The organism is Erwinia persicina NBRC 102418, from assembly GCF_001571305.1.
Lineage (GTDB): Bacteria > Pseudomonadota > Gammaproteobacteria > Enterobacterales > Enterobacteriaceae > Erwinia > Erwinia persicina.
Genome location: NZ_BCTN01000013.1, coordinates 37,423 through 62,514 on the forward strand (window position 1 = coordinate 37,423; position 25,092 = coordinate 62,514).

Sequence of the window (25,092 nt, forward strand, 5' to 3'; positions counted from 1 at the left end):
AAACCAGCATTTTCCCTGTTGAACTATCTTTACGATAAATTGTCTGCAATGCCACCCTTTCAGCGATGCAAAATGCGGGTATCAGGGTTGCCACAGTGGATCTTTTCCGCTGAGTTTACGGTCAAGGAAGAAAGCGGTACTGATCAGCGCCAGGTGGGTTAACGCCTGTGGCGTATTACCCAGCGCATGTCCCCGGCTGTCAAACTCTTCAGCGTACAGGCCGACATGATTGGCGTAATTTAGCAGTTTCTCAAACTCAAAGTGTGCTTCATCAAGCCGACCCGCACGGGCAAGACACTCTACGTACCAGAACGAGCAGGCGGCAAACGCGCCTTCTTCGCCCTGAAGCCCGTCAGCCGGGGTTTCACTCACGTTATAGCGCCGCACCATGCCATCACTGACCAGCTTGTCTTTAATGACGTCCAGCGTCGCCAGCCAGTCGGGATCGGTCGCGCCGACGAAACGTACCAGCGGCATCAGCAGCATGGAGGCATCGACAAATTCACCGTGGCGTGTCGCGACAAAGTGGCCATTTTTGTGCCAGAAGTTCTGCCAGATATCGGTGCGGATCGCATCGCGGGCAGCGGCCCAGCGCTCGGCAGGCATCGACAGTGAGCGCTTTTCCCCCAGCCTGAGTGCCCGATCCATCGCCACCCAGCACATCAGCCGCGAGTGGAGAAAATGCTGGGGTTCACCGCGCATCTCCCAGATGCCGGCATCGGTCTGGTTCCAGTGTTCAGCAACGTAATCAATCATCCTGCTGACGTGGTTCCAGCCGCGCTGGGAAATGGCTTCCCCGTATTTATTTGCCAGGTAGATGGCATCCATCAGTTCGCCGTAGATATCCAGCTGTGACTGGTGCCATGCATCATTACCAATGCGCACCGGCAGGGAACCGGCATAACCGGACAGATTAAGCAGCTCACTCTCATGCAGCTCTGTTCCACCGTCAAGGCGGTACATTATCTGGAGTTTTTCCACGTCGCTGTGACTGTTCTCCACGCAGCGCGCCACCCAGTGAGTGAAGTGCTTCGCCTCGTCCACATAGCCCAGGCGCATCAGGGCATACATGCTGAAGGAGGCATCGCGGATCCACGAAGCGCGGTAGTCCCAGTTGCGTTCTCCCCCCAGCTCTTCCGGCAGGCCGAACGTCGCGGCTGCTGCGATGGAGCCGTGTTGCCATGAGGTCAGCAGCTTCAGCGTGATTGCCGAGCGAGTCACCATTTCCCGCCAGCGGCCCTGATAGCTGCTCTGTGCGCTCCAGTGCCGCCAGTAAGCCAGTGTGGCATCAAAACAGGTGTCACTGCTGTTTTCGTTAGCATGATCCAGGTGGTGATCTTCATCCGCGCCGAAGATAAACTCGCGCGACTCGCCGGCCGTCAGGGTAAATTGTGCCACCGCTGCCGCCTTATCCAGCCCGAAATCAGCCCCGCCCGTCAGTCGCAGCGTGGGCTGGCCGTCAGCGTGGAAGGTTACCGCCCCGTCATGCAGGGTGGCCGTGGTGGCCGCCCGGGCATAATCATGAACCGGGGCGCAGCGCAGATTAAGGGTGGCGGTGCCGTGGACAACCTTAATGCGGCGAATGATGCGCGGCAGGCGATCTTCCCGCTGGCATACCGGCATATAGTCGGTGACTTCCACCACCCCCTGATCGTCCAGCCAGCGGGTTTGCAGGATGGCGGTATCGGGCAGGTAGATCTGCATCCGGCGGGCATCTGGCCAGTCCGGGCTGAGGCTGAAAATCCCGGCATCATCACTGTCGAGCAGGGCAGTGAAAATGGAGGGACTGTCGAGGTTGGGCCAGCAGAAATAGTCGAGGGAACCGTCAGTAGCGATCAGTGCGCAGGTGCGCAAATCGCCAATGACACCGTGGTCTTCTATGTGTCGTTTTATCGTATTCATCGTTTAACTATAGCGGCCCCAGAGAAAGCGAAGCGTAAAGTCAGCTATCGTCACGTAAAAAACGTTCTTCCAGCGTAGCCTGCAGGGTCAGCATCGCCTGTTCAGCGTGGTGCATGTGGTCACGCATAATGCGCTCCACGGCAGGGGCATCCTGTCGGCGCAGCGCATCAATCAGCTGATACTGATACTCAATCCCCTGGCGGCGATCGACCGGCTGCGGCTGCTGATAGATATCTTTGCACACCGCCAGATCTTTCAGCAGCCGCTGGAGGAAGCGGCAGAAGAAGGCCAGCAGCGGATTTGCGGAATAACTGGCGACCACGCTGTGAAAGTCCAGCTCCGCCATGCGCTGATCCCAGCGCTCCTGCTCACTGGCGGGCGCATGATCGTAGACGCGGATCAGCTGATGCAGATGTTGAAAACCGGCTTCGTCAATCTGCCCGATGGCGCTGACCGCCACCTGGGGCTCCAGCGTTTTACGCAGTGCATAGATATGGCTGATGCTCAGTTCCCGGGTAAACAGATAGTTTGACAGCAGGCTCATGGCGCGGGCTTCCGGCATACTGTCGATAAACGCACCGCCGCCGGGGCCGGTACGCGTGCGGATCAGCCCCTGTGCTTCCAGCGCTTTCAACGCCTCGCGTACGGTACTCTTTCCGGCAGAAAAGCGGGTCATCAGATCCTTCTCCTGCGGCAGACGATCGCCGGGGAGCAGATTATCATCAACAATGCTCTGCTTAATGGCATCGATAATGGTGTCGGTTCGCTTACGCTTTACCGCATCGGGCGGCGTGGAGACTGAGGACATGGTCACCTGTATATCAGAAAGTGGGCTGAACGCCTGGCGGCGTGGCCTGCCAGGCTGGCGCGCTGGCCAGCAGCTGACGGCTGTATTCATGCGCGGGGGCACTGAACAGCGTTTGTGTGGCGGCGCACTCCACAATAGTACCAGAATTCATCACCGCCACGCGGTCGGCAATCGATTCCACCACCGCCAGATCGTGACTGATAAAAAGGTAAGAAAGGCCAAACTGCTGTTTGAGATCCTCCAGCAGCAGTAGAACCTGCGCCTGTACGGAGACATCAAGTGCGCTGACGGGCTCATCCAGCACCAGGATCCGGGCTTCTGCGGCCAGTGCGCGGGCAATGGCCAGCCGCTGGGCCTGACCGCCGGAAAACTCGTGCGGATAGCAGTGCAGGGCGTCGTGAGGCATATTGACCGCCGTCAGGAGTTGCTGCAGACGAGGCAGACAGGCACTGGCCCGATAGCCGCACAGGCGCTGCAGCGGGACGCTGAGGATCTGCTGAATCGTTTTGCGCGGATTCAGTGAGGCCACCGGGTCCTGAAACACATACTGGATGGTTTTGCCAAAGGCCTGGACGCCGCGCTGCGCCAGAACACGGGCATCCTCGCCCTGCAGGGTCAGGCTGCCTGAAGTCGGAGACTCCAGCCCGACCAGCATCCGTGCCAGGGTGCTTTTGCCGCTGCCGCTTTCCCCCACCACCGCAAGCGTTTCCCCCTGCCAGAGGTCCAGGCTGATGCCCTTTACGGCATCGACGGAGGCACTGCGCTGCCACCAGCCACCGTGGCCGTGATAGGTTTTCTTCAGATCGTGTATTTCAATCACTTTTTTCATGATGTCTCCCGCGCGTGCAGCTGACGGATCTGTTGCAGGAAGGCCCGGCCCTGGCCGCGCTGCGGCACGCTGGCAATCAGCCGCCGCGTGTAGTCGTGGCGCGGAGCCTGCAGTACCGAGGCGGTACTGCCGCTTTCCACGATTTCCCCATGACGCATCACCGCGACCCGATCGCACATCTCGCTGACCACAGCAAAGTCATGGGTGATAAACAGCAGCGCCAGCCCGCGTTTGTGGCGCAGATCGTTCAGCAGCGCCAGAATGCGTGCCTGTACCGTCACGTCCAGCGCGGTGGTCGGTTCGTCGGCAATAATCACCTGCGGATCGTTAGCCAGGGCGATGGCAATCCCGACACGCTGGCGCTGGCCGCCGGAAAGCTGATGCGGCCAGGCATCAAAGCGCTCTGCGGCGTGCTGAATACCGGTATCTTCCAGCAGCGTAATCGCCTTAGCGCGTGCCGCCGCCGCACTCAGCGGCTGGTGGCACTGGATCGCCTCAACCAGCTGCTGGCCGATGCGCATCTGCGGGTGCAGTGATGTCAGCGGATCCTGGAATATATAGGCCACCCGTACGCCGCGCCGCTGTTGTATGGCCGCCGGTGAGAGCGACAGCAGCTCTTCGTTGCCCAGCCAGATGCTACCGCCGGTGATCACGCCGGGCGGGGAGGCAACCAGCCCCATAATCGCCAGCGCACTGACGCTTTTTCCGGAACCGCTCTCACCGATCAGGCCGAGACACTCGCCGGCGTGTAAATGGAAGCTGATGCCTTTTACCGTCGGGACGCGTTGCTGACCCCGGCTGAAGGCCACCTGTAAACCGGCCACTTCCAGCAGCGCCTCCGGGTGGGCACGTGCCGGGATCTGCGCGCGGTCGACGGTGGTCATGGCCTGCGAACGCAGCAGGGCGCCGGACTTCAGGCGCGGATCCAGCAGATCGCGCACGCCGTCGCCAAGCAGGTTAAAGCCAATCACCAGCAGGAAGATCATTACCCCCGGCACCAGGGCGACGTGGGGAGCGATAAACAGCTGGCTGCGCCCCTGGCCAAGCATCGATCCTAAATCTGCATCCGGTGGCTGGGTTCCCAGGCCGAGAAATGACAGCCCGGCGGTTTCCAGAATCATCCAGCCGATAGTGGTAGAGAGGGTGACGACAATCAGCGGCAGGACGTTAGGCAGCACTTCCGTTAACAGGATCTGGGTGTGGTTTTTACCGGACAGCCTGGCTGCCTGAATAAAGTCGCGTTCGCGCAGGCCGAGGGTCAGGCCACGCACGTTGCGGGCAAAGAAAGGAATATTGACCAGTGCAATGGCATACAGCGCATTCAGCAGCCCCGGGCCGAGGACGGCGACGATCGCCAGAGCCAGTAATATATACGGGAAGGCCATGATCATATCGATCAACCGCATCAAAATATTGTCGGTGCGCCCGGCGGCGTAACCGGCAATCAGCCCGATCAGCGTGCCACACACCGCCGCCAGCAGGGTGGCGCTCAGGCCGACGGCCACCGACACCCGCGTACCCCACAACAGGCGAGACAGCATATCGCGTCCCAGTGCATCCGTGCCCAGCAGATGACCCGGCGTCAGCGGCGGCGCCAGCCGTTTAAGCAGATCGGTGGCATCCGGGTCCGGCAGCGGCAGCAGTGGCGCGAGCAGCGCTGCCGTGATGGTGACAATCAGCAGCAGCAGTCCCAGCGCCGCCAGGCGGTTATGCAGCAACAGCGACCAGCCGGTGCGTCGTGCGGGAGGGGAGGTGTTAACAGTCATGATTTTACCCTCGGGTCAAGACAGGCCTGAACGATGTCGGTCAGCAGATTAATCAGTACGTAGGCAATGGCCGCCACCAGCACGCCGCCCTGCACCAGCAGCAGATCGCGCGTGGAGACCGCTTTAACCAGCATGGCCCCCAGGCCCGGCCACTGAAACACGGTTTCGATATACACCGCCCCGCCGAGCACAAACCCGGCCTGAATGCCAATGGCCGGGATCACCGACACCAGAGCCACGCGAAAGGCGTGACGCCAGATCACCCGGCGCTCGCTGACGCCTTTGGCACGGGCGGTGCGGATATAGTCCTGGCGCAGGACTTCCAGCATTGCGGTACGTGTCAGGCGCGCGATCACCCCGGTCGCGACAATGGCCAGGGTGATGGCGGGCAGGGTCAGATGATGCAGCAGATCCAGCACATCGCCGCCGCCGTAAATGGCGAACATCCCGGAGGCCGGGAACCAGCGCAGGCTGACGGCAAACAGCATAATCATCAGCAGGCCGATGAGAAAAGAGGGCAGCGAAATGCCGATCAGCACCAGCAGGGTGATGATTCTGTCGCCCCAGCCAAACTGACGTACGGCGGAGGTCACTCCCGCCAGCAGGCCGAAAACAACGCTTAACAGCAGGGCGCAGCCGCCGAGCAGCAGCGTGGCGTTCAGACGCTCCAGTACTTCATCAATCACCGGGCGATTCAGCACGTAGGAGCGTCCGAAATCGCCGTGCAGCAGGTTGTTAACCCAGATAAAATACTGCTGCCATAGCGGTTTATCCAGACCCAGCTCGGCGCTGACGCGGGCGACGTTTTCCGGGGTGGCAAAGGCCCCCAGCAGCGCCTGTGCCGGGTTGCCGGGGATCATCGCCATCAACAGAAAAACAATCAGCGACAGCCCGATTATTACCGGGATCACCCCGATCAGACGCCGTAATAAAAAGCTCCACATAGCAGGCCTCCTCCGTCAGGGTTTACTGACCTGATGCAGGATCAGGTTGAAGTTGGGTTGCAGGGCAAAGTTCTGCACCTGGCGGGTGGTGACGGCGTTCTGTTTCCAGTTGGCGACAAACAGCCAGGGGGCGTCGTCGTGAACGATGGCCTGCACCTGGCGATACAGTGCTCCACGCTTCTGCTGATCGCTGGTACTGCGGGCTTCATCCAGCAGGGTGTCGACCTGCGGGTTGCTGTAGTAACCCGAGTTGAAGCCGCCCTTATCCGGCCAGGCGTCGCGTCGCAGCGTCAGGAAGGGCAGCGTATCCGGGTCGTTAGTCATCCACGCCATCTCTGCCATCTGGGTCTGCGGCGTCAGCCCGGCGTTCACTTTCGCCAGGTAGGTGTTCCATTCCCAGGTCTGGATCTTCACGTTCAGCCCCACGGCTTTCAGATCGGCCTGAATGGCCGTTGCCATCGGCACCGGATCCAGCATGCCTGATCCGCCCTCGGTGACAAAGAAGTTCAGCGTGGCGCCTTCGGCTCCGGCTTCCTTCAGCAGCGCGCGGGCTTTGGCCGGGTCATACGGATAAGGACTGACGTCTTTGTTCGCGGCCCATGTAAACGCTGACGGGATAGGGCCGTCGGCCACCTGCGCGGACCCCTGCAACACGTTGTCGACCAGCGCCTGCTTGTTGACCGCGTAGTTCACCGCCTGGCGGACGCGTTTATCGTTAAACGGCTTTTCGCGGGTGTTCAGCAGCAGAAACCAGACGTGCGGACCGACGGCCTGGTGGAGCTGAAACTGGGGATTACCGGCAAAGGTGTTCACCGTATCCGGTGGCACCTCGACCATGGCATCAATCCCCCCTGAGAGCATCTCTGCGGTGCGGGTGTTGCCGTCGGTGATCGGACGGAATACCACGGCTTCCAGCTTTGGCGCACCGTCCCAGTAATCTTTATTCGCGGTCAGGACGACGCGCTGATTCGCCTGCCATTCATCAAAACGGAAGGCCCCGGTGCCAACCGGATGGCGGCCCACGTCTTTATCATATTTTTTCACGGCGGCCGGGGAGACAATCAGCCCGGCGGGCGTGGCAAGATTGGAAAGCAGCGGAGCAAAAGGCTGCTTCAGCGTAAAGACTACCGTCTGCGCATCCGGCGTGGTGATGGTATCGATGGAGGAGAAGAAGAAGCTCAGCGGAAACGGGCCGGTGTGATAGTACGGATGTTGCTTATTGAGCATCCGTTCAAAAGTAAATTTCACCGCGCCGGCGTTAAACGGCGTGCCATCCTGGAAGGTCACGCCTTCACGCAGGTGAAAGGTATAACGCCGCCCGTCCGGGCTGATGTCCCAGCGGCTGGCCAGTGCCGGCTCAATGGTGAGTGAGCCGGGGGCATTACGGACCAGACCATCGTAAATATTCACCAGAATGCGTGAATCGTTAGCGGCGGTCGCCACCTGAGGATCAAGCGACTGCGGTTCGGCCACCTGGCCTACGACCAGCACGCCGGGAGGCGACTCAGCCCCGGCCTGGGGGGCCAGCGTCAGCAGGGCAAGGCAGGCGGTAAGACAGTGCAACCCGGTGCGTAGCGATTTGAACATAGCGGTCCTCGTTAAGCAGAGCGATCACCGCACCAGTGTGACATGCGGATGAACAAAGTTTGTCCTGTTTGTTATTTATGCGTATAAATAGGGTTAAGTGCAATAATTTATCCATATAAATTTGATCTGCCTGACAGAAGGAGGGTGCAATGACCTTTTCCATTGTGGCACGCGATGCGCAGAGCGGCGCGCTGGCGGCGGCCGCTGCTACGGGCGGCCCGGCGGTAGGGGCGCTGGTGATCCACGGCCGGGCCCGCACCGGGGCAATCGCAACTCAGGCCCTGACGAATCCGCTGTACGGTATTCGCGGTCTGGAGCTGCTGACGGCGGGACTGAGTGCGGAGCAGACGCTGCACCTGTTGCTGAAAGAAGATGAGGCGCGCGAGCGGCGGCAGTTGCTGATCGTTGATAACGCCGGGGCAACAGCGCACTGGAGCGGCAGCCTGTGCGGGGCCTGGTTCAGCAGCGTGGCGGGGGGGCAACTGGCCGTAGCGGGCAATATGCTGGCAGGCGATCGCGTGCTGGTATCCATGCAGACGGCGTTTGAACGCGCCGCCAGCCTGCCGCTGGCCGATCGGATGCTGGCGGCGCTAAACGCAGCGCAGCAGGCCGGAGGGGATGAGCGGGGCATCCGCTCTGCGGCGCTGAAAGTGTGGGACACACGGCCTTATGCGGAGATTGATCTGCGCGTTGACTGGTCGGATGCCCCGCTGACACAGCTGGCGGAAGTGCTTGAACAGGTCAGGGCACCGGCCTATGCGGACTTTTTCCGGCACCTGCCGGGGAGCGGTTGATCTCCCTGATCCCGCGTCGCTAATCTTTACTGTTTATGCGTTTTGTTGCGGTGTTTCACCGCCCAGCGGACTCCCCACACGACGACCACCGCCAGCAGCAGCCAGAACAGATGCTTCAGGTGATGATCGAGCTGATGCAGCCAGGGGGCAATCACCCGGCCGCCCAGATAGCCGAGGGTGACAAAAATGACCGCCCACAGCGCCGCGCCGACCAGGTTAAACAGTAAAAACTTACGCGGCGACAGCCTGCTGGCACCAATGATAATTGGCCCGACAATGCGCAGTCCGTACATAAAACGTACGCCGATGACGAACAGAACCGGGCGTTTGCGGATTAAGCGGTTAGCACGATCGATCTGCTGCTGATGTTTCCGGAACCGATGGAGGATCGGTTCCCCGTAGCGGCGGCCAATAAAGAACAGGGCTGTATCACCCAAAATTCCGCCGCACATCGCCACCAGCACCACCCAGCCATAGCGCAGCAGCCCCTCATGGGCAGCGACACCGCCCAGCAGGGTAAAGGTTTCGCCTTCAGCCAGACAGCCAATAAATAATGCCCAGTAGCCATACTGGGAAATCAGCGCATTCACATCCATCAGAAAACCGGTACTCCTCAGTGTATTTGTGCCGCTAAGTCTAACCCTTTTAACAAATCTTGCAGCCTCAGTGCTGTCAGACGCTTTATTTTTTGCATGTAATGAAGTGCTTAATACATTTCATCACGGGTTAAAAAACAAACTATTCAGAGCCGCTTATACTTGAAGAGATGCCGCCCTGAACAGTGCCTGCTGGCGGTCCGTCGTACAGAGGAGTGACGCTATGAACCATGTCTGGGGACTGCTTGCGCATCCGGGTCGGGAGATGCGCGACATTAAGCAAGAGAATGAAACGCTCTCGCACCATTACACTCACCACGTCCTGCTGATGGCGCTGATCCCGGTGCTCTGCGCCTTTATCGGCACCACACAGGTCGGCTGGGATATTGGGATTGAACGCACTATCCCCCTGTCACTGACCACCGCTTTTTCCCTGGCGGTGCTGTTTTACGCCCTGATCCTGCTGGGGGTGGCGGTGATGGGGAGGGTTATCTGGTGGATGGCGCGGGACTACCCGCAGCGACCCTCGCTCGCGCGCTGTCGGGTGTTTGCCGGCTATGTGGCCACGCCGCTGTTTATCAGCGGGCTGGTGGCACTCTATCCGCTGGTGTGGCTCTGTGTACTGGTCGGCGCGCTGGCGCTGGCCTACACCGGCTATCTGCTGTATGTCGGTATCCCGCTGTTTCTGAGTATTGACCGTGAAGAGAGTCTGCGGCTTTCCGGCTCTACGCTGGCCATTGGCATCCTGGTGTTTGAAGTGTTACTGGCGATGACCGTGGTGATCTGGGGCTATGGCTATCAGCTTTTCTGACCGCCTGTACCGCCGGGAAACCGGCGGTCTGTTGGTAACGCCCGGAAACGAATAACCTGTAGGAAAATCCTTAACATCCGACGTATTATGCGTACGCCAGCCCCCGTAATGACGCGGGAAGCGGTGTGTGGCCTCCACACCCTCCACTATCAGCCTTGAAGTTTACGATGCCTGCAAAAATTCGTTTGTCTTTATTAAGTGTGGTTCTGCTGTTCTCTGCTCAGGGCATGCTGAATCAGGCCGTTGCGCGTACCCAACCGGCCGTTGTCACGACCGCTGCCCAGCCTGAAATTGCCTCCGGCAGTGCAATGATTGTCGACCTGAATACCCAGAAGGTGATCTACGCCAGCCACCCCGATCTGGTGCGGCCGATCGCCTCGATCACCAAGCTGATGACGGTGATGGTGACGCTGGATGCCCATTTGCCGATGGATGAAATGCTGGCGGTTGATATCAGTCATACCCCGGAGATGCGCGGTGTTTATTCCCGCGTGCGCCTTAACAGTGAGATCAGCCGCAAGAATATGATGCTGCTGGCGCTGATGTCCTCGGAAAACCGCGCAGCGGCCAGCCTGGCGCACCACTATCCGGGTGGCTATGATGCATTTATTCGCGCCATGAACGCCAAAGCGCGCGCGCTGGGCATGAGTAATACGCACTACGTGGAACCCACCGGGCTGTCGATTAAAAACGTCTCCACGGCGCGCGATCTGAGCAAACTGCTGATTGCCTCGAAACGCTATCCGCTGCTGGGTGAACTGAGCACCACCCATGAAGATATGGCGACGTTCCGTAATCCGAACTACACCCTGCCGTTCCGTAACACCAACCATCTGGTGTATCGGCCTGACTGGAATATTCAGCTGACGAAAACCGGTTATACCGATGAAGCGGGTCACTGCCTGGTGATGCGTACGGTGATCAATCACCGCCCGGTGTCCCTGGTCGTGTTGGATGCCTTTGGTAAATACACACATTTTGCTGACGCAAATCGCCTGCGTAAGTGGATTGAAACCGGTAAAATTTCCCCGGTTCCGCCTGCAGCTTTGAGTTATAAAAAGCAAAAAGCCTCACAGCTGGCAGGTAACCGTGTGGTCGATGACAGCGCGGTAGAGTGACCTGCGCTCCTGTCGGGGGCGATCCTTTTTACACTCGCCCCCGATAGCCCCGGTTATAGCGCCCGCTGCATCAATAACGTATCGCGCCATTCACCGTGTTTGAAACCCACGGCGCGAAAGTTGCCGACGATCTCAAAGCCCATTTTCTTATGCAGGTTAAGTGAGCCGGCATTACGCTCACCATTGCCGATAATGGCCAGCATCTGCCGGTACGGCCCCTGCTGACAGCGGCTAATCAGCGCGGCGAGCAGTGCGGTGCCGATGCCTCGTCCGCCCTGATCGGCATCAATATAAACCGAGTCTTCGACGGTAAAGCGATAAGCCGGACGGGGGCGATACTGGGTGGCGTAGCAATATCCCACCACCTGGCCGTCCCTCTCTGCTACCAGCCACGGCAGATCGAATGAAGCGACTTTTCGATAGCGATCGGCCATTTCTGCCGCATCAGGCGGCGTTTCTTCAAAGGAACCGCAGCCGTGCAGGACATGCCAGGCATAAATACGGGTGAGGGCGTCGATATCGGCGAGGACGGCGTCGCGGACCGTCAGGTCAGCGTGGGGAAGAGACATGTTTGCTCCATGCGTATTTTCTTCTTAATTTGCCATACTCACCGTCGACGATAGTCATAGAATATTCTTATGATAACGACCTCATTTTTACATCACAAATCCTATAGTGCCGGCCAGGGCAAAAGCATAAACTAGCCGGCAATTGTCAGGCGCCGCCCGGCGCTGCCTTAGTATCAGGAACCTGCACATGTCTGGCTTGTTAACTTTTCTTCGCGTTTGTCTGCTGGCGCTCGTGACGCTATCGCCCCAGCTGGTTATGGCTGCGGAGGGCGATGACGCACAGCAAACCGATGCCCCTCCAAAGGTCAATGCTGCCGTTGAACTGCCGAAAATGCAGAAGGTGCTGGACAAGATCAAACAGCAGGTTTCCGGTGAAACCAACGACAGCAAGCTGATGGCGCTCAACGAACTGGCGCTGGAGCTGTCTGGCGATGCGGATACGCTGATGCAGGGTATTGTTCCCCAGCGTGCCCAGTTGCAGGCCCAGCTGGCCGTGCTTGGCCCGGCTCCGCAGGCCAACAGCGGAGTGAAAGAGACCGCGGAGGTGACCAGCAAAAGAAATAAGCTGGAAAACCAGAAGGGGAAAATGGATGCCCAGATCAAGCAGGCGGAAGCCATAAAGAGCGGGGCCATTAATCTTTCCGCGCAGATCGTTACCCTGCGTCGTGATGCGCTGAAAACTCAGCTGGCACTGAACGCGGGCAGTATTCTTGGCCCGCGCTTCTGGGCGCCGCTGTATAACACGCAAAGCGATGACAGCGTTAAAATCAGCGATTTTATTGATGAACTGACTTCCACCGCCGCACTGTCGTGGGAGTCAGGCTGGCGTTTTGGCACCATTATGTGGGTGCTGGCCGCCGGGCTGGTCGCCACGCTGGGTCGCCGCTATCTGGAGGAGTTTCTCGCCTGGGTGGGGATCCATCATCTGCCCGAAGGGCGTCTGCGCCGTAGTTTCCTGGCGGCCGCCACGGCAGTGACCACCCTGGCCGCGGTGGTGCTGGCATTTAATTTCCTCGACCAGGCCTTTACCCGTCACGATCAGGTGATTGATGACGTCCGTGATTTTGCCGATAAGCTGGTCGGGCTGAGTGTGTTCTGCGGTCTGATCGCCGGATTAGGGCGGGCGTTCCTCTCCACCCGTCGGCCCTCATGGCGTCTGCCCAATATTTCCAATGAAGTGGCATTGGCTTTAAAGCCCTATCCACCGCTCACCGCCGCCCTGGTGTTTATTTTCCAGACGGTAGAGACCTTTAACAGCAGCGCCAGCACCAGCGTCGGCACGACGATTTTTGCCAACGGCATGACGGCGCTGCTGATCGGTGCCACGGCGCTGTCAATCAGCATGCGAACCAATCGCGTGCGCCGGCGTATGCTCCAGGCGGGTAACCCACCCGAGGCCAAATCCACGCTGGTAGGGCTGATTCAGATGGCGCTGACGCTGATTGGCGTGGCGATCATGATCGCGCTGCTGATTGGTTATATCACCCTGGCGCGCTTCCTCAGCTATGAGCTGATCTGGATGGGAATTGTCTTTGGTTCATTCTACATCTGCAGCCAGCTGGTAGCGGACGGCTGCGAAAGCCTGTTCTCCACCAACAATGCTTCCGGCAAGCGTATTCAGACCTCACTGAATATCGACGAGCGGCATCTGGGGCAGGTGGCGGCGGTGCTTGGTGCCATTGGCAAGACGTTCCTTGTACTGGCGGCCGCGATGGCGCTGCTTAATGGCACCTTCGGCAGTTCGACGCCGATTGAGCTGGTGCAGAAAGCGATTGAATTCTGGGGCGGCAAAGGGCTTGAATCCCTGAATATCGTGCCTGCGCATATGGTCAATGCGCTGATCTGCATGGTGGTCGGCATCTGGGTGCTGCGTTCGGTGAAACGCTGGCTGGAGCATGATTTCCTGCCCAAAACCACCATGGACAAAGGGATGCGGCTGTCGCTGCTCACGCTGTTCAGCAATATTGGATTTGTGCTGGTGATCCTGATGACACTGTCGATTATGGGTCTGCAGTGGAACAAGCTGGCGTGGATCGTCAGCGCCCTGTCGGTCGGTATCGGTTTCGGCTTACAGGAGATTGTGAAGAACTTTATTTCCGGCCTGATCCTGCTGACGGAGCGCCCGGTCAAAGTGGGTGACCTGGTGAGCATCAGCGGCATTGAAGGGGATATCCGCCGTATTAACGTGCGCGCCACCGAAATTCAGCTCAGTGATAAATCCACCGTGATTGTGCCGAACTCGCAGCTGATCTCTCAGAACGTGCGCAACGCCACGATGGGCAATGCGCAGGGGGTGGCCACCATTACGCTGACCTTCCCGCTGGATATTGACCCGCAGCAGGTGCGTCAGCTGTTGCTGGAAGTGTATAACGAGAACGAACGTATTCTGGAGAATCCGGAGCCCTCGGTCACGTTCAAGGATCTGACCTCAACCGGCATCGTACTGTCGGTGACGGGGAATGTGGCCAGCCCGCGTCAGGTGGGCGGCGCAAAAAGCGATCTGCTGTTTGATATCCTCACCCGACTGCGCAAAGAAGGGGTGATGCTCTCTGCGCCGCAGACCATGATCATCGAGCGTAAAAACGGCCAGATGGTACTGAAGGACGCGCCGGAGGAGTAATCCCCCGTAGGGGGCGACCCTTTTTCCGGTCGCCCTCTTCTACGGCTATTTATCGCACCCGCACTCACCCCAGTGCTTCGCCCGTGTGGTTTTTCCAATGCCAGGATTAAACGTATTAGTCGGGTCAAGCTGCTGGTAAAAAGCCTTCAGCTGCGGTTTGGCCTGATACAGATGGCCAACGTTATGCTCTGCCGGATACTCCGCGCCGCGGGCATGCAGAATTTCCAGCATCTTCTCTTTCAGCGCGTGCGCATCCACCCCTTTTTTCACAATATAGTCCTGGTGGAATACGTGGCACAGGAAGTGGCCGTAATAGAGGCGGTGGGTCAGGGCATCGTCAAACTCTGGCGGCAGCTTTTCGAACCAGTCGCGATCGTTACGGCGCAGCGCAATATCCAGCGCCAGAATATCTTCCACTGCTTCATGATGCACGGCGTGGTAACGCACGGCGGCCCCGGCGGCGGCAAAGCGGTGCAGAAACGCGTGTGCGCCTTCTTTTCCTTCACATTCAAAGTACCCGCCGTCGGCATCTTTGAAGAATTCCTGCAGATAGGCCCGCGCTTCGGCCACGCCTTCGCCGGACATTTTCAGCATCAGATGGTGTTCAAAACGATCGCGGTACTGCTTCATGCGCGGCGGCAGGTGGGAGGGCAGCAGCGCGGCGATTTTTTGCAGCATCCGGTCGCTGAAGTGGGGTTTCAGCCATTTGATCCGCGCCAGCAGCGCATCTGCGCGCCCCTTCAGCGTGAAGAACAGCGGCATCTTGTCGGTGCCAAGCTTGTCGATCATCACAAAGGTGTCTTTGCCGTAGGTTTCCGCGATATCAAAAATATCACGATGCATGTATTCGCCGGCCACCGGCAGATGGGTAAAACTGGCCAGCATATGGCGGCGCAGCCGATCGAGCACCGCCGTATCATTGGTACCAATATAGAAGACCTGCTGGGCACTTTCGCTGGCAAACGTATCCAGACGTACCGCAAACAGGGCGAGCTTACCGGCACAGCCGGAGGCTTCAAACAGCCGGCGCGCATCTGCATTAAAACGTGACGGCGTGTCGGCATCAACATCGCGTACCCGTACGGCATAATCCGGGTCGGAGGCGTGGCGCTGGTCGTGCAGCACGTCGCTCTGCTGCCAGCTGTCATCATCCAGCTTACCCAGGATTTGCTCCGGGGTTGACCCCAGGTTGATGCCGAGGTGGTTAACCAGCCGCAGCGTACCGCTGGCATCTATCTGCGCGTAAAGCGCCATTTCGGTGTAGGCCGGGCCGCGTTTCACCAGCGAACCTCCGGAGTTATTACAGATGCCGCCGAGCACGGACGCACCGATACAGGAAGAACCAATCACCGAATGGGGTTCGCGGCCCAGGGGTTTCAGGGCTTTTTCTAACTGATACAGGGTGCTGCCGGGGAAGGCCAGCACTTGTTTCCCTTCATCAAGCAGCTGGATTTTATCCATGCGCAGGGTGCTGATAATCACAATATCACGCGGGTAGTCATTCCCGTTCGGCGTTGAGCCTTCGGTCAGTCCGGTATTGGCCGCCTGCATCAGGATGATCACATCCGCGGCAACACAAGCCTGCAGTATGCGCCACTGCTCCAGTAACGTTCCGGGGAACACCACGGCCAGCGCATCGCCTTCGCCCGATCGGAAGCCCTTGCGATAGCGCTCTGTTTTTTCGGGGTCCGTGAGCAGATGGTTGCGGCCAACGATGCGGCCCAGTTCAGCAATCAGTTTTTGTCCAGCGTGTTGGGAAGTGTGCATGTCATGTCCTTGTCAGTATCACCGCTCTACTGTAGCACTCACTGTCTGGCAATAAAGTCTCGTCTGAGACCTCTGTGATTCATCACCTGAAAACTAGCTGCTATTCTCAAGGTATGACACACTGCTGCCATGTGTTACCGGCAGTAAAATAATAGATACGCCACAGTCACTTGAGAGAAAACCCTCTGATGAAATGGATTTGCTCTGTCAGCCTTGCCGTTACGCTGGCGATTCAGCCAGTATTTGCCGACGATCTGATCGGCCCGCACTCACTCACACCGCAGGCACGCGACGCTTTTGTCACCGACCTGCTGAAAAAAATGACCCTGGATGAAAAGATTGGCCAGTTGAGGCTGATCAGCGTCGGGCCGGATAATCCCAAATCCGCGATCCGCGATATGATCCAGCAGGGGCAGGTGGGCGCGATTTTCAATACCGTGACCCGTCATGATATCCGTGAGATGCAGGATCAGGTCATGCAGCTCAGCCGTCTGAAAATCCCGCTGTTCTTTGCCTATGATGTGATCCATGGTCAGCGCACTCAGTTCCCCATTCCGCTGGCGCTGGCCTCCAGCTGGGACACCGATGCCGTGGCGCAAGTGGGCCGTATTGCCGCTTATGAGGCCGCCGATGATGGGTTAAATATGACCTGGGCACCGATGGTCGATGTGACCCGGGAACCGCGCTGGGGACGCGGCTCGGAGGGCTTCGGGGAAGACACTTACCTGACGTCCGTGATGGGCCGCACCATGGTGCAGGCCATGCAGGGTAAAAGCCCGGCCGATCGCTACTCGGTGATGACCAGCGTCAAGCATTACGCCGCCTATGGGGCGGTTGAAGGCGGGCGTGATTACAATACCGTGGATATGAGCCCACAGCGCCTGTTCCAGGACTATCTTCCGCCGTATAAAGCGGCGCTGGACGCCGGAAGTGGTGGGGTGATGGTGGCGCTGAACTCACTGAATGGTGTCCCGGCCAGTGCCGACAGCTGGCTGTTAAAAGATGTATTGCGTGATGACTGGGGTTTTAAAGGCATCACCATCAGCGATCATGGCGCGATCAAAGAGCTGATCAAACACGGCGTGGCGAGCGACCCGCAGGATGCCGTGCGTATTGCGCTGAAATCCGGCATCGACATGAGTATGAGCGACGAGTACTACAGCAAGTACCTGCCCGGGCTGGTTAAAAGTGGCCAGGTCAGTGAAAAAGAGATCGATGACGCCGCGCGCCACGTACTGAACGTTAAATACGATATGGGCCTGTTTAATGACCCGTACAGCCATCTGGGGCCCGCCAGCAGCGATCCGGCAGATACTAATGCGGAAAACCGCCTGCATCGTGCCGAAGCGCGGGATGTGGCGCGTAAAAGTATGGTGCTGTTAAAAAACCGTCTGGAGACGCTGCCGCTGAAAAAATCCGGCACGGTGGCGCTGATCGGCCCGCTGGCTGACAGCCAGATTGATATTATGGGCAGCTGGTCTGCTGCGGGTGTGGCCGCCCAGTCCGTGACCCTGCTGCAGGGGATGAAAAATGCCACTGCCGGTAAGGCGACGCTGCTGTACACCAAAGGGGCCAACGTCACCGACGATAAAGGCATTCAGGACTTTATCAATCTGTATGAAAAAGCGATGACCGTGGATACACGATCGCCGCAACAGATGCTGGATGAAGCCGTTGAAACCGCGAAGAAAGCGGATGTGGTGGTGCTGGCCATTGGTGAAGCACGCGGTATGGCGCATGAAGCCTCCAGCCGCAGCGATCTGACGCTGCCGGAGAGCCAGCTGAAGCTGATTGATGCCATTAAGGCGACCGGCAAACCGCTGGTGATGGTGCTGATGAACGCGCGTGCGCTGACGCTGACCCATGAAACGCAGCAGGCGGATGCGATGCTGGAAAGCTGGTACAGCGGTACCGAGGGCGGTAACGCCATCGCCGATGTGCTGTTCGGTGACTACAATCCGTCCGGTAAGCTGCCGATGTCCTTCCCACGCTCGGTGGGTCAGATCCCGATCTACTATAACCACCTGAATACCGGCCGTCCGTATAACTTCGAAAACCCGAATAAGTACACGTCTCACTACTTCGATGAGGCAAATGGCCCACTGTTCCCGTTCGGCTACGGACTGAGCTATACGCAGTTCACCCTCTCCCCGGTTAAGATGTCATCTGCCACGATGCCGCGTAACGGAACAGTGAACGCCAGCGTCACCGTCACGAACAGCGGTAAGCGCGATGGGGCGACGGTGGTTCAGCTTTATCTGCGTGATGAGGTGGCGAGTATCAGCCGCCCGGTGAAAGAGCTGAAGGGCTTTAAGCGCATTATGCTGAAGGCGGGCGAATCCCGGACGGTCACCTTCCCGATCGACGTCAGCGCGCTGAAATTCTGGAATGCCAGAATGCAGCAGGTGGCCGAGCCGGGTAAATTTAGCGTGATGATCGGGCTGGATTCTGCCCGGACCGTCAACGCTGAGTTTGATTATCTGTAAACCCCAGGGCGGGGGCTGCCCCGCCCGTTCTGTTTTACCAGGCGAAAAGAATGGTCAGTTTACGCGACAGAATTCAGCAGCAGGTTTTTCGTTTAAACGGGCTGTCACTGAACGAGTTTGATCTGTCACAACCCCCGGGTGACCCAGGCCTTTATGGCCCTGACAGCGTGATATGGCGGGTACACGGTGATTTCCCGTCCATGTTATGCGGTGGGATCGCCGCACTCCTGTTACAGATGCAACATCCCCTGGCACTGGCCGGGGTCTGGGACCACTCCACCTTCCGCGACGATATGATGGGACGGCTGCGCCGGACCAGCCAGTTTATCGCCGTCACCACCTTTGGTAATACCGCAGATGCCCATACGCTGATCGCGCGGGTGAAACGTATTCACCTGCGCGTCACCGGCGTGGACGCACGGGGTCAGCCTTATGCTGCCAGCGATCCGCAGCTGCTGACCTGGGTACACGTAGCAGAAACGCGCTGTTTCCTCGCAGCTCATCTGCGCTATAAAAATCCGCAGTTGAGTCTGGCAGAGCAGAACCGTTACTACGCTGAGGCGGCGTTAGTGGCCGAAGCGCTGGGGGCTGAACAGGTGCCGGACAGCGTGGCGGCAGTGGAGACGTACCTGACGGCGATGCGGCCGCAGCTGCGGTGCGATGAGCGCACCCAGGAGGTTCTGTCGCTGTTGCTGAATGCACCCGCGCCCTCCTGGCAGGCGCGACCGGCGATGAATGCGATGCTGGTCGCCGGTATCGAGCTGCTGCCGGACTGGGCGCTACAGGCGTTTGGCCTGCACTTTTCCCCGCTGCGGCGACGGCTGATACGGCTGCGTATTGCCATCATCGCCAGAATGCTGCGCTGGGCAATTTCACGCGGCGCGTATCAGCGGGCAATGACGCGGGTAGGGCGATAAGTGTGTACTGACGACGAAGGAGATGATCATGAAAATTCTTTTTGCCGGTGCGCTGCTGCTGATCGCCGCAACGGCCAGCGGTGCAGAACGGTTACGGCAGGATCTGGACACGCAGCTGGAGCGCTGCCAGCAGCAGGCGGTCAGTACGCTTGAGAATCTGCAGTGCTATGAGGCGGCAAACACCGCCTGGGACAGTGAGCTGAACAACCAGTATAAGCAGTTGCTGGCCGGGCAGTCGCCCGCGGCGCAGGCGGCGCTGAAAAAGGCGCAGCGCGCGTGGATAGGCTATCGCGACAGCTACTTTCAGGGCATAAATCACTTTTATCAGCAGCAGCAGGGCACGGTCTGGGGACCGGTGGCGGCCGAATCGAAACTGAATGTTGTCAGAGACAAAGCGCGGGATCTATATCGGCTGCGTAACAGCACCCGGATGGGCGACTGACCCCGTGAGGGGGCAGCGGAAAACCACGCCGTCTTCCGGCTGCACCATTTTGAGACTTTTACCCTTGCCCTGACAGGGTGCAACGCGCCATTCTCTCCTCTTATCCTGACCTGTTCTCAGGGGAATGGAACCCTACAACCGTCGAGGCCTTATGACACAGCCCTATCAGATTGCTGAGGTGGCCAATCAGCAACAGACGCTGATTGCAATTGTTGAGCAGGATGAACGCACCGCTTATTTTTATATCTGGCCGGCCGAAGCGTTTCGCCAGCAGTTTGCCGTGCGAGGCTGCTGGCTGCGTAACCTGCTGCCTGCTCCGCAGCAGGACGATGTTGCCGCGATGCAGCAGGGTACGCCACCGCTGCTGAGTGCGGAATATTGCCGGACGCTTGCTGCCGAGCCGATGCTCGACCCGGCCGGACTGCAGATTATCTGGGAACCCAGCGATGATGGCGCTGCGGTCTGGTATCAGGGGCAGCTACTGGCGGTGATCCCGGGCTGGAGCCTGTATCAGGATCAGCAGGTGAGTTTTTCTGCGGGTTGCATTAAAGCTAACCGCCTGACCTCACCGCTGGGCTCTGCCTCCACCAATAAAAATTACGCCGCCGCGCAGCAGCACCGTCAGTTCTGGCGAGAGTGGCACGACGGCCAGCTGTGGGAACCGTTTCAGCAGGAAATGCTGCAGTGCTATGAAGCTCAGTACGGTGAGTCACTTAAATATTACTCTATCGACCAGGGTAACTGGCCACCGATGGCGATCTCGCAGCATTACCATGAGGGTAGCTGGTATTTCCTGACGCTGGGTATGTGCATTCGCCCGATGCCCTGGGTCGACTTCCTCTATGAAGATCTGGCACCGGAGTACCGGCGTACTGAACTGGCAATGGCGGTAGATGCTGAGGTGATGACGGAAGAGAATGCGGTACAGATGGCCAGTGCGCTGGCCGGGTTTGCTCATATGCCGTGGGCGCGCCTCAGCTGGCTGGGCGAGGGGCATACACTGGTTTCTGCCACGGCCCCGATGGGCTTCGAAGGGTTTATTCTCTCCTCTGCCCTTGGCCGTGAAAGCGGTCAGTTTCCTTTGCCAAAACGCGACGGTGAGAAGGTCAATCTGCTCTGGGCGGCGCCGATTACCACGCCAGAGCGCGAGTTTGCGCAGGCCGGAGAGAATGGCGGTATGGAGCTGGTTGCCCGGCTGTTGCAGTATGGCAGCGGACATATTTTCCGTGCCCGTCAGCAGGTGGTCAACGCAGAAGAGTAATGCCGCCTTCCGCCCGCCAGGGACGTGGGCAATTACCGGGAACGTTAACGAAAGCACGATTTAGTGCAGATCCACTGCCGCCTCTTATGCCAGAATAGTCAGTATCAGTTCTGAGGAGTCGGCATGTCTGCAATTGAAGTAATACTGGTCGATAGTCTGGACCGTCCTACCGGTAAGATGGAAAAAATGGAAGTTCACGAAAAGGGGCTGCTGCATCGTGCGGTCACCGTTTACGTGTTTAATTCTGACCATCAGCTGCTGCTACAGCGTCGTGCCAGGGATAAATACCACTGCGGCGGACTGTGGAGCAACACCACCTGTGGTCACCCCTACCCGCACGAGTCCACACAGAGTGCGGCCGAGCGGCGTCTTGAAGAAGAGATGGGACTGCGTCTGCCGCTCCAGCCGGTGTTTGAACTCAGCTACAACCTGCCGCTCAGTAACGGCCTGACCGAACATGAATATGGTCATGTCTATTTCGCGGTCAGCGATGACCCGCCGCGCATTAACCCGGAAGAAGCGGAGGCGTGGCGCTACAGTTCGCTAACGGATATTCAGCGTGAAATGCATACCCACCCGGAACGCTTTACCCCCTGGTTTCTGCTGACCTTTGCGCGCATCCCGGCCGAGTTTGCCCGCTACATCGCCTTGCCACCCTGTCACGATTCCTCCAGATAAATTCCCATACGGTCTGCCAGCGCCAGCAGTTCACCCACCACGGGAGGGGAGGTCAGTGGCTCTGTTCCACGTCCGGATATCTGCAGTTTGCCGGCCATACGATCGCCAAAAAACAGGTACGCATTGCCCTCATGTTGACGTGAGGGCCAGGTCAGCCCCTGAACCTGCGGGTGCTGCTGGTGGATGGCTTCTGCCCATTGTCGGGTGATCCCGTAGCCGCTGGCATCGGAGTGAATCAGTTTTTTCCCCACCCGCATTTTTACCAGAGAAGGTAAATCCAGGCTGGCCAGTTGAACAGGCACCTTGGTCACCAGCTGGCTGTGACGAAAGGGAGTCAGCTGATTTACCGGGTAGACGATAGCGGGCTGAGAAATATCAACATCGTGGAAAATCACCTCGCAGAGCGCCACGCGTGTGGCATCGCCGGCATAGAGGGTGGGGATCACGGCGCCCAGCCGATCGAATATCGGGCTGAAGCGAGCGTTACCCTGTGTCGTGGTGTTAAAGCCGTCGCCCGCGAACTGCTGGCGGTGAACACGAAACAATATGTGGCCAGGCAGCAGGCACAGATCGTTAATCACGACCGCGCCCGCTGGCGGCAAAAGTCCTTTTTCGTTGTGGCTCTCCTTAGCCATGCTGTGCTCCTGACCTTGCCTGAAGAGCGGCTTCAGCCACCGCCTGCGGATCGCTGTTGAGCAGGTCTTTCGGTTTACGTCCGCCCAGCCAGCTATTGTTACTGGCAAACCAGGCCGCCAGCGCCCAGGAGGTGCGGGTACCATCGAAGATCTCCAGTACCCGTTTGATCACTGGCAGCGGTTGCCAGGCCTCATCAAAGGCATAATCAGGGTAACGATCCTGACCATCGATGCTGACCGCAAACGTTTTCCCGCGACGCTTCCAGGCGTTCGGCCCGGCGCTGCGGTTGCGGTTGGTAAAGTGTGCCCTGTCGGACAGTTCTCCGGAGGCAATCCATTCATCTTCACGCAGCACAAAGGCGCGGATATCCTGCGCGCGCTGCTGATTACTGGCCCTGAGGTGCTCATAGCCGTCAAAGATACTGGCGGTTTTTTTTGCCGCCGGGACGACCTTTGCTTTACGCCGCGCCGGCATCAGCAGCGTCTGCGCAACCTCAAAGAGTGCCAGAGCAAGGGCGGGATCGAGCAGAGGATTATTGACCAGCGTATCCAGCTTTTTGCGCAGGGCATCGCGACTGTCTGCGGGCGGTGACGCGTGCTCTTTTAACTGGTTAACATTAATTACCAGATATTCGGCGCTCTCCTCCGCGACCATATTGCGCAACTGATGACCGTTGAGGAGACCGACGGTTTCCGGTGTGACGGCTGTCATTTTAGTGGACATAAAACACCCCTGTCTGAATATATTGCATAGATTGAATATATCGCATATTTAACGGGGTGTCTAAAATTCCATCACCGGGCGGGGGCGAAGTCCTCGGCGTCCACATCGTAGCCAGAGGGTTCCCAGCGAATCATCAGCAGTGCAAGCAGACCAATCACCGGTGCCATGCCAATCACCCAGAACACATTGGTACCCAGCAGGGCGGCCAGCACCGGGAACAGGAACAGTGACGCGGTGGAGCTGGCACGGACCATCGTCTGGTTAAATCCGACGCCGACGCCGCGCAGGGAGGTCGGGTAGCTGAGTGACGCGTAGGTCATCGTGTGCGCACCCGGACCGAAGCCCTGACCCAGCAGAAACAGAGCCAGCATCCCAATGGAAATAGCCGCCTGATGCCCGTCCTGCGGCCGGCCGACCAGAGCGAGACCAACCAGGGCCACGATCTGGAATGCATAGCCCAGCGTCATCATTTTCCACGCGCCAAAACGCGGCACCAGTCGTACGGCGAGCGTGCCGCCGACAAAGGCAAACAGCAGATTCAGCGCCAGCGACAGCAGGATGGTGTTCAGCATCGACTGTGCCAGGAAGCTGGAGATAATGACCGGAAGACCAAATGCCACGGCATTATAAGCAAAAGGGGAGACAATCGAGGTGATTGTCGCCAGTAGGGTGCGCTTCAGGTAAATCCCTTTGAATAAGGATCCGTAATTACGCCAGCTGGCGCGCCGCACGGTGCTGGCCGGGCTGAGATCGGCATCTGGGGCGACATGCGCATTAATGCCCCATGCGTTACGCAGGATCGCCGCCGCACCCTGCAGATCGCCCTGATTGGCGGCCCAGACCGGGGATTCGCTCATATAGCGGCTGCGAATGGCGATAATGATCAGCGCAGGCACGGCCCCGAAGCCGAGGATGATGCGCCACATCAGATCGCTGTGGCTTTCCGGAAGCACTGACCAGAAAAACAGAACCAGCAGATATGAGATCGAGATGGCGGCGTACCAGGTCGGGCACCACATGGCGATACTGGCCGCTTTATTGCCCCGTCCGCGCAGTTTTGAGAACTCTGCCAGGAAGGCCATGGCCACGGGCAAATCGATGCCAATACCCATACCCATGACAAAACGCGCTGCCGCCAGCACGTATTCATTCGGCGCAAATGCGCAGGCGAGGGCGGCGAAGACAAAGAAGAACATATCCGCCATAAACACGCGGTAACGCCCGATTTTATCGGTGAGATACCCCCCCAACAGCGCGCCAACGATGGCACCCAGCGTAATGGACGAAGCGATCATGCCGGCCCCGGCGGGGGACAGGCCAAATTCACGCGTGACGTCCTTCATGCCAAAGGCCAGTGCACCCAGATCGTAGGCATCAAGAAACACACCGCCCAGGGCGATAGCGATGACGATACGGGCGTTGTGACCGGAGTGAGTGCTGTTATTGACCAGCTGAGAGACGTCAGACGCCTTACGGATCGGCAAGACTTCACCAGTCGGTGCATTCCCCGCCAGCGCGACGTGCGCGGATGAAGTGATTTCAGTCATGATGTTTGAGTTTTATTTTAAGAAGTAAACTCAGAGCATAACGACATGACCTGGAGAGAGAAATTCCAGCTGGTTATAAGTTAAAACGAATGACACTTAGCGGGGCGGCAGGAGGAGTGCGACCTGCCCTCCCGTCAGGAGCGAACGATGAAGGTATAACCGGCCAGCATAACGCCGCCAATACCGCCCAGCGCCATCAGCAGAAAAATAAATACCACACCAATCTTTTGTAAGTTCATCACGAAACCTGTTTTTCTTACGGAGGGCGAAGTATAGCGCTTTCGCCCTGCG

22 protein-coding genes are annotated in these 25,092 nt (G+C 58.5%); 9 read left to right on the forward strand and 13 right to left on the reverse strand.

Going from position 1 to position 25,092, the window contains the following annotated elements:
* Positions 1-81 precede the first annotated feature (81 nt).
* From EPE01S_RS14775 to EPE01S_RS14800, 6 genes are read right to left on the reverse strand one after another with little or no spacing between them, the layout of a single operon-like run.
* Positions 82-1,902 (reverse strand): glycoside hydrolase family 15 protein, encoded by a 1,821-nt coding sequence (locus EPE01S_RS14775; RefSeq protein ID WP_062746516.1) that lies wholly within the window; start codon positions 1,900-1,902, stop codon positions 82-84.
* Positions 1,903-1,942: 40 nt separating this feature from the next.
* A complete protein-coding gene (locus tag EPE01S_RS14780; RefSeq protein ID WP_062746518.1) occupies positions 1,943-2,710 on the reverse strand; it encodes a FadR/GntR family transcriptional regulator in 768 nt (255 codons plus the stop codon).
* A 13-nt stretch (positions 2,711-2,723) separates the two neighbouring features.
* Positions 2,724-3,539, reverse strand: a complete 816-nt coding sequence (locus EPE01S_RS14785) for an ATP-binding cassette domain-containing protein (protein ID WP_062746520.1) — start codon at positions 3,537-3,539, stop codon at positions 2,724-2,726.
* A complete protein-coding gene (locus tag EPE01S_RS14790) occupies positions 3,536-5,305 on the reverse strand; it encodes a dipeptide/oligopeptide/nickel ABC transporter permease/ATP-binding protein (protein ID WP_062746522.1) in 1,770 nt (589 codons plus the stop codon). Before EPE01S_RS14790 ends, EPE01S_RS14785 begins: the two co-directional genes overlap by 4 nt.
* The gene (locus EPE01S_RS14795) at positions 5,302-6,249 is read right to left on the reverse strand and encodes an ABC transporter permease (protein WP_062746525.1); all 948 of its coding nucleotides are present in this window, start codon (positions 6,247-6,249) and stop codon (positions 5,302-5,304) included. The genes EPE01S_RS14790 and EPE01S_RS14795 overlap by 4 nt, the downstream gene beginning before the upstream one ends.
* A gap of 15 nt (positions 6,250-6,264) precedes the next feature.
* Entirely contained in the window at positions 6,265-7,836 is a 1,572-nt protein-coding gene (locus EPE01S_RS14800; protein WP_062746527.1) for an ABC transporter substrate-binding protein, read from the reverse strand.
* A 149-nt stretch (positions 7,837-7,985) separates the two neighbouring features.
* Between EPE01S_RS14800 and EPE01S_RS14805 the strand changes: the two genes are divergently transcribed.
* Positions 7,986-8,630 (forward strand): DUF1028 domain-containing protein, encoded by a 645-nt coding sequence (locus EPE01S_RS14805; RefSeq protein WP_062746529.1) that lies wholly within the window; start codon positions 7,986-7,988, stop codon positions 8,628-8,630.
* Between the two features lie 26 nt (positions 8,631-8,656).
* On the opposite strand, the gene EPE01S_RS14810 is transcribed toward EPE01S_RS14805, so the two are convergent.
* The gene (locus tag EPE01S_RS14810) at positions 8,657-9,226 is read right to left on the reverse strand and encodes a DedA family protein (RefSeq protein WP_062746531.1); all 570 of its coding nucleotides are present in this window, start codon (positions 9,224-9,226) and stop codon (positions 8,657-8,659) included.
* Between the two features lie 223 nt (positions 9,227-9,449).
* On the opposite strand from EPE01S_RS14810, the gene EPE01S_RS14815 reads away from it, so the two are divergent.
* Together EPE01S_RS14815 and pbpG are read left to right on the forward strand one after the other, a co-directional pair.
* Positions 9,450-10,037: a Yip1 family protein gene (locus tag EPE01S_RS14815; protein WP_062746533.1), complete on the forward strand. Its 588-nt coding sequence runs from the start codon at positions 9,450-9,452 to the stop codon at positions 10,035-10,037.
* Positions 10,038-10,204: 167 nt separating this feature from the next.
* Entirely contained in the window at positions 10,205-11,155 is a 951-nt protein-coding gene (gene pbpG, locus EPE01S_RS14820; protein ID WP_062746535.1) for a D-alanyl-D-alanine endopeptidase, read from the forward strand.
* 53 nt (positions 11,156-11,208) lie between these two features.
* Here pbpG and EPE01S_RS14825 read toward each other — a convergent pair whose 3' ends face one another.
* A complete protein-coding gene (locus EPE01S_RS14825; protein WP_062746537.1) occupies positions 11,209-11,724 on the reverse strand; it encodes a GNAT family N-acetyltransferase in 516 nt (171 codons plus the stop codon).
* A 187-nt stretch (positions 11,725-11,911) separates the two neighbouring features.
* Between EPE01S_RS14825 and EPE01S_RS14830 the strand changes: the two genes are divergently transcribed.
* Positions 11,912-14,344, forward strand: coding sequence for a DUF3772 domain-containing protein (locus EPE01S_RS14830; RefSeq protein ID WP_062746539.1), 2,433 nt, complete (start codon positions 11,912-11,914; stop codon positions 14,342-14,344).
* 45 nt (positions 14,345-14,389) lie between these two features.
* On the opposite strand, the gene dld is transcribed toward EPE01S_RS14830, so the two are convergent.
* A complete protein-coding gene (dld, locus tag EPE01S_RS14835; RefSeq protein WP_062746541.1) occupies positions 14,390-16,111 on the reverse strand; it encodes a D-lactate dehydrogenase in 1,722 nt (573 codons plus the stop codon).
* A gap of 188 nt (positions 16,112-16,299) precedes the next feature.
* On the opposite strand from dld, the gene bglX reads away from it, so the two are divergent.
* The 5 genes from bglX to idi all read left to right on the forward strand — a co-directional run bounded on the left by bglX (position 16,300) and on the right by idi (position 21,895).
* Positions 16,300-18,597, forward strand: a complete 2,298-nt coding sequence (gene bglX / locus EPE01S_RS14840; protein ID WP_062746543.1) for a beta-glucosidase BglX — start codon at positions 16,300-16,302, stop codon at positions 18,595-18,597.
* Positions 18,598-18,647: 50 nt separating this feature from the next.
* Positions 18,648-19,514: an oxygenase MpaB family protein gene (locus tag EPE01S_RS14845; RefSeq protein ID WP_062746545.1), complete on the forward strand. Its 867-nt coding sequence runs from the start codon at positions 18,648-18,650 to the stop codon at positions 19,512-19,514.
* Positions 19,515-19,542: 28 nt separating this feature from the next.
* On the forward strand, positions 19,543-19,956 hold the full coding sequence (locus tag EPE01S_RS14850; protein WP_245006688.1) for a lysozyme inhibitor LprI family protein: 414 nt from the start codon (positions 19,543-19,545) through the stop codon (positions 19,954-19,956).
* Between the two features lie 151 nt (positions 19,957-20,107).
* On the forward strand, positions 20,108-21,217 hold the full coding sequence (locus EPE01S_RS14855) for a suppressor of fused domain protein (RefSeq protein WP_062746549.1): 1,110 nt from the start codon (positions 20,108-20,110) through the stop codon (positions 21,215-21,217).
* Between the two features lie 123 nt (positions 21,218-21,340).
* Entirely contained in the window at positions 21,341-21,895 is a 555-nt protein-coding gene (gene idi, locus EPE01S_RS14860; RefSeq protein WP_062746551.1) for an isopentenyl-diphosphate Delta-isomerase, read from the forward strand.
* On the opposite strand, the gene EPE01S_RS14865 is transcribed toward idi, so the two are convergent.
* The 4 genes from EPE01S_RS14865 to EPE01S_RS22950 form a co-directional block, all read right to left on the reverse strand.
* Positions 21,877-22,530 (reverse strand): RES family NAD+ phosphorylase, encoded by a 654-nt coding sequence (locus tag EPE01S_RS14865; protein ID WP_062746553.1) that lies wholly within the window; start codon positions 22,528-22,530, stop codon positions 21,877-21,879. The genes idi and EPE01S_RS14865 overlap by 19 nt on opposite strands.
* Positions 22,523-23,254 carry a hypothetical protein gene (locus EPE01S_RS14870; RefSeq protein WP_062746555.1) on the reverse strand — a complete coding sequence of 244 codons (732 nt, stop codon included), beginning with the start codon at positions 23,252-23,254 and terminating at the stop codon, positions 22,523-22,525. Before EPE01S_RS14870 ends, EPE01S_RS14865 begins: the two co-directional genes overlap by 8 nt.
* A gap of 71 nt (positions 23,255-23,325) precedes the next feature.
* Positions 23,326-24,801, reverse strand: a complete 1,476-nt coding sequence (locus EPE01S_RS14875; protein WP_062746558.1) for an MFS transporter — start codon at positions 24,799-24,801, stop codon at positions 23,326-23,328.
* 134 nt (positions 24,802-24,935) lie between these two features.
* A complete protein-coding gene (locus EPE01S_RS22950; protein ID WP_072277467.1) occupies positions 24,936-25,040 on the reverse strand; it encodes a protein YohO in 105 nt (34 codons plus the stop codon).
* Between the last annotated feature and the right edge of the window lie 52 nt (positions 25,041-25,092).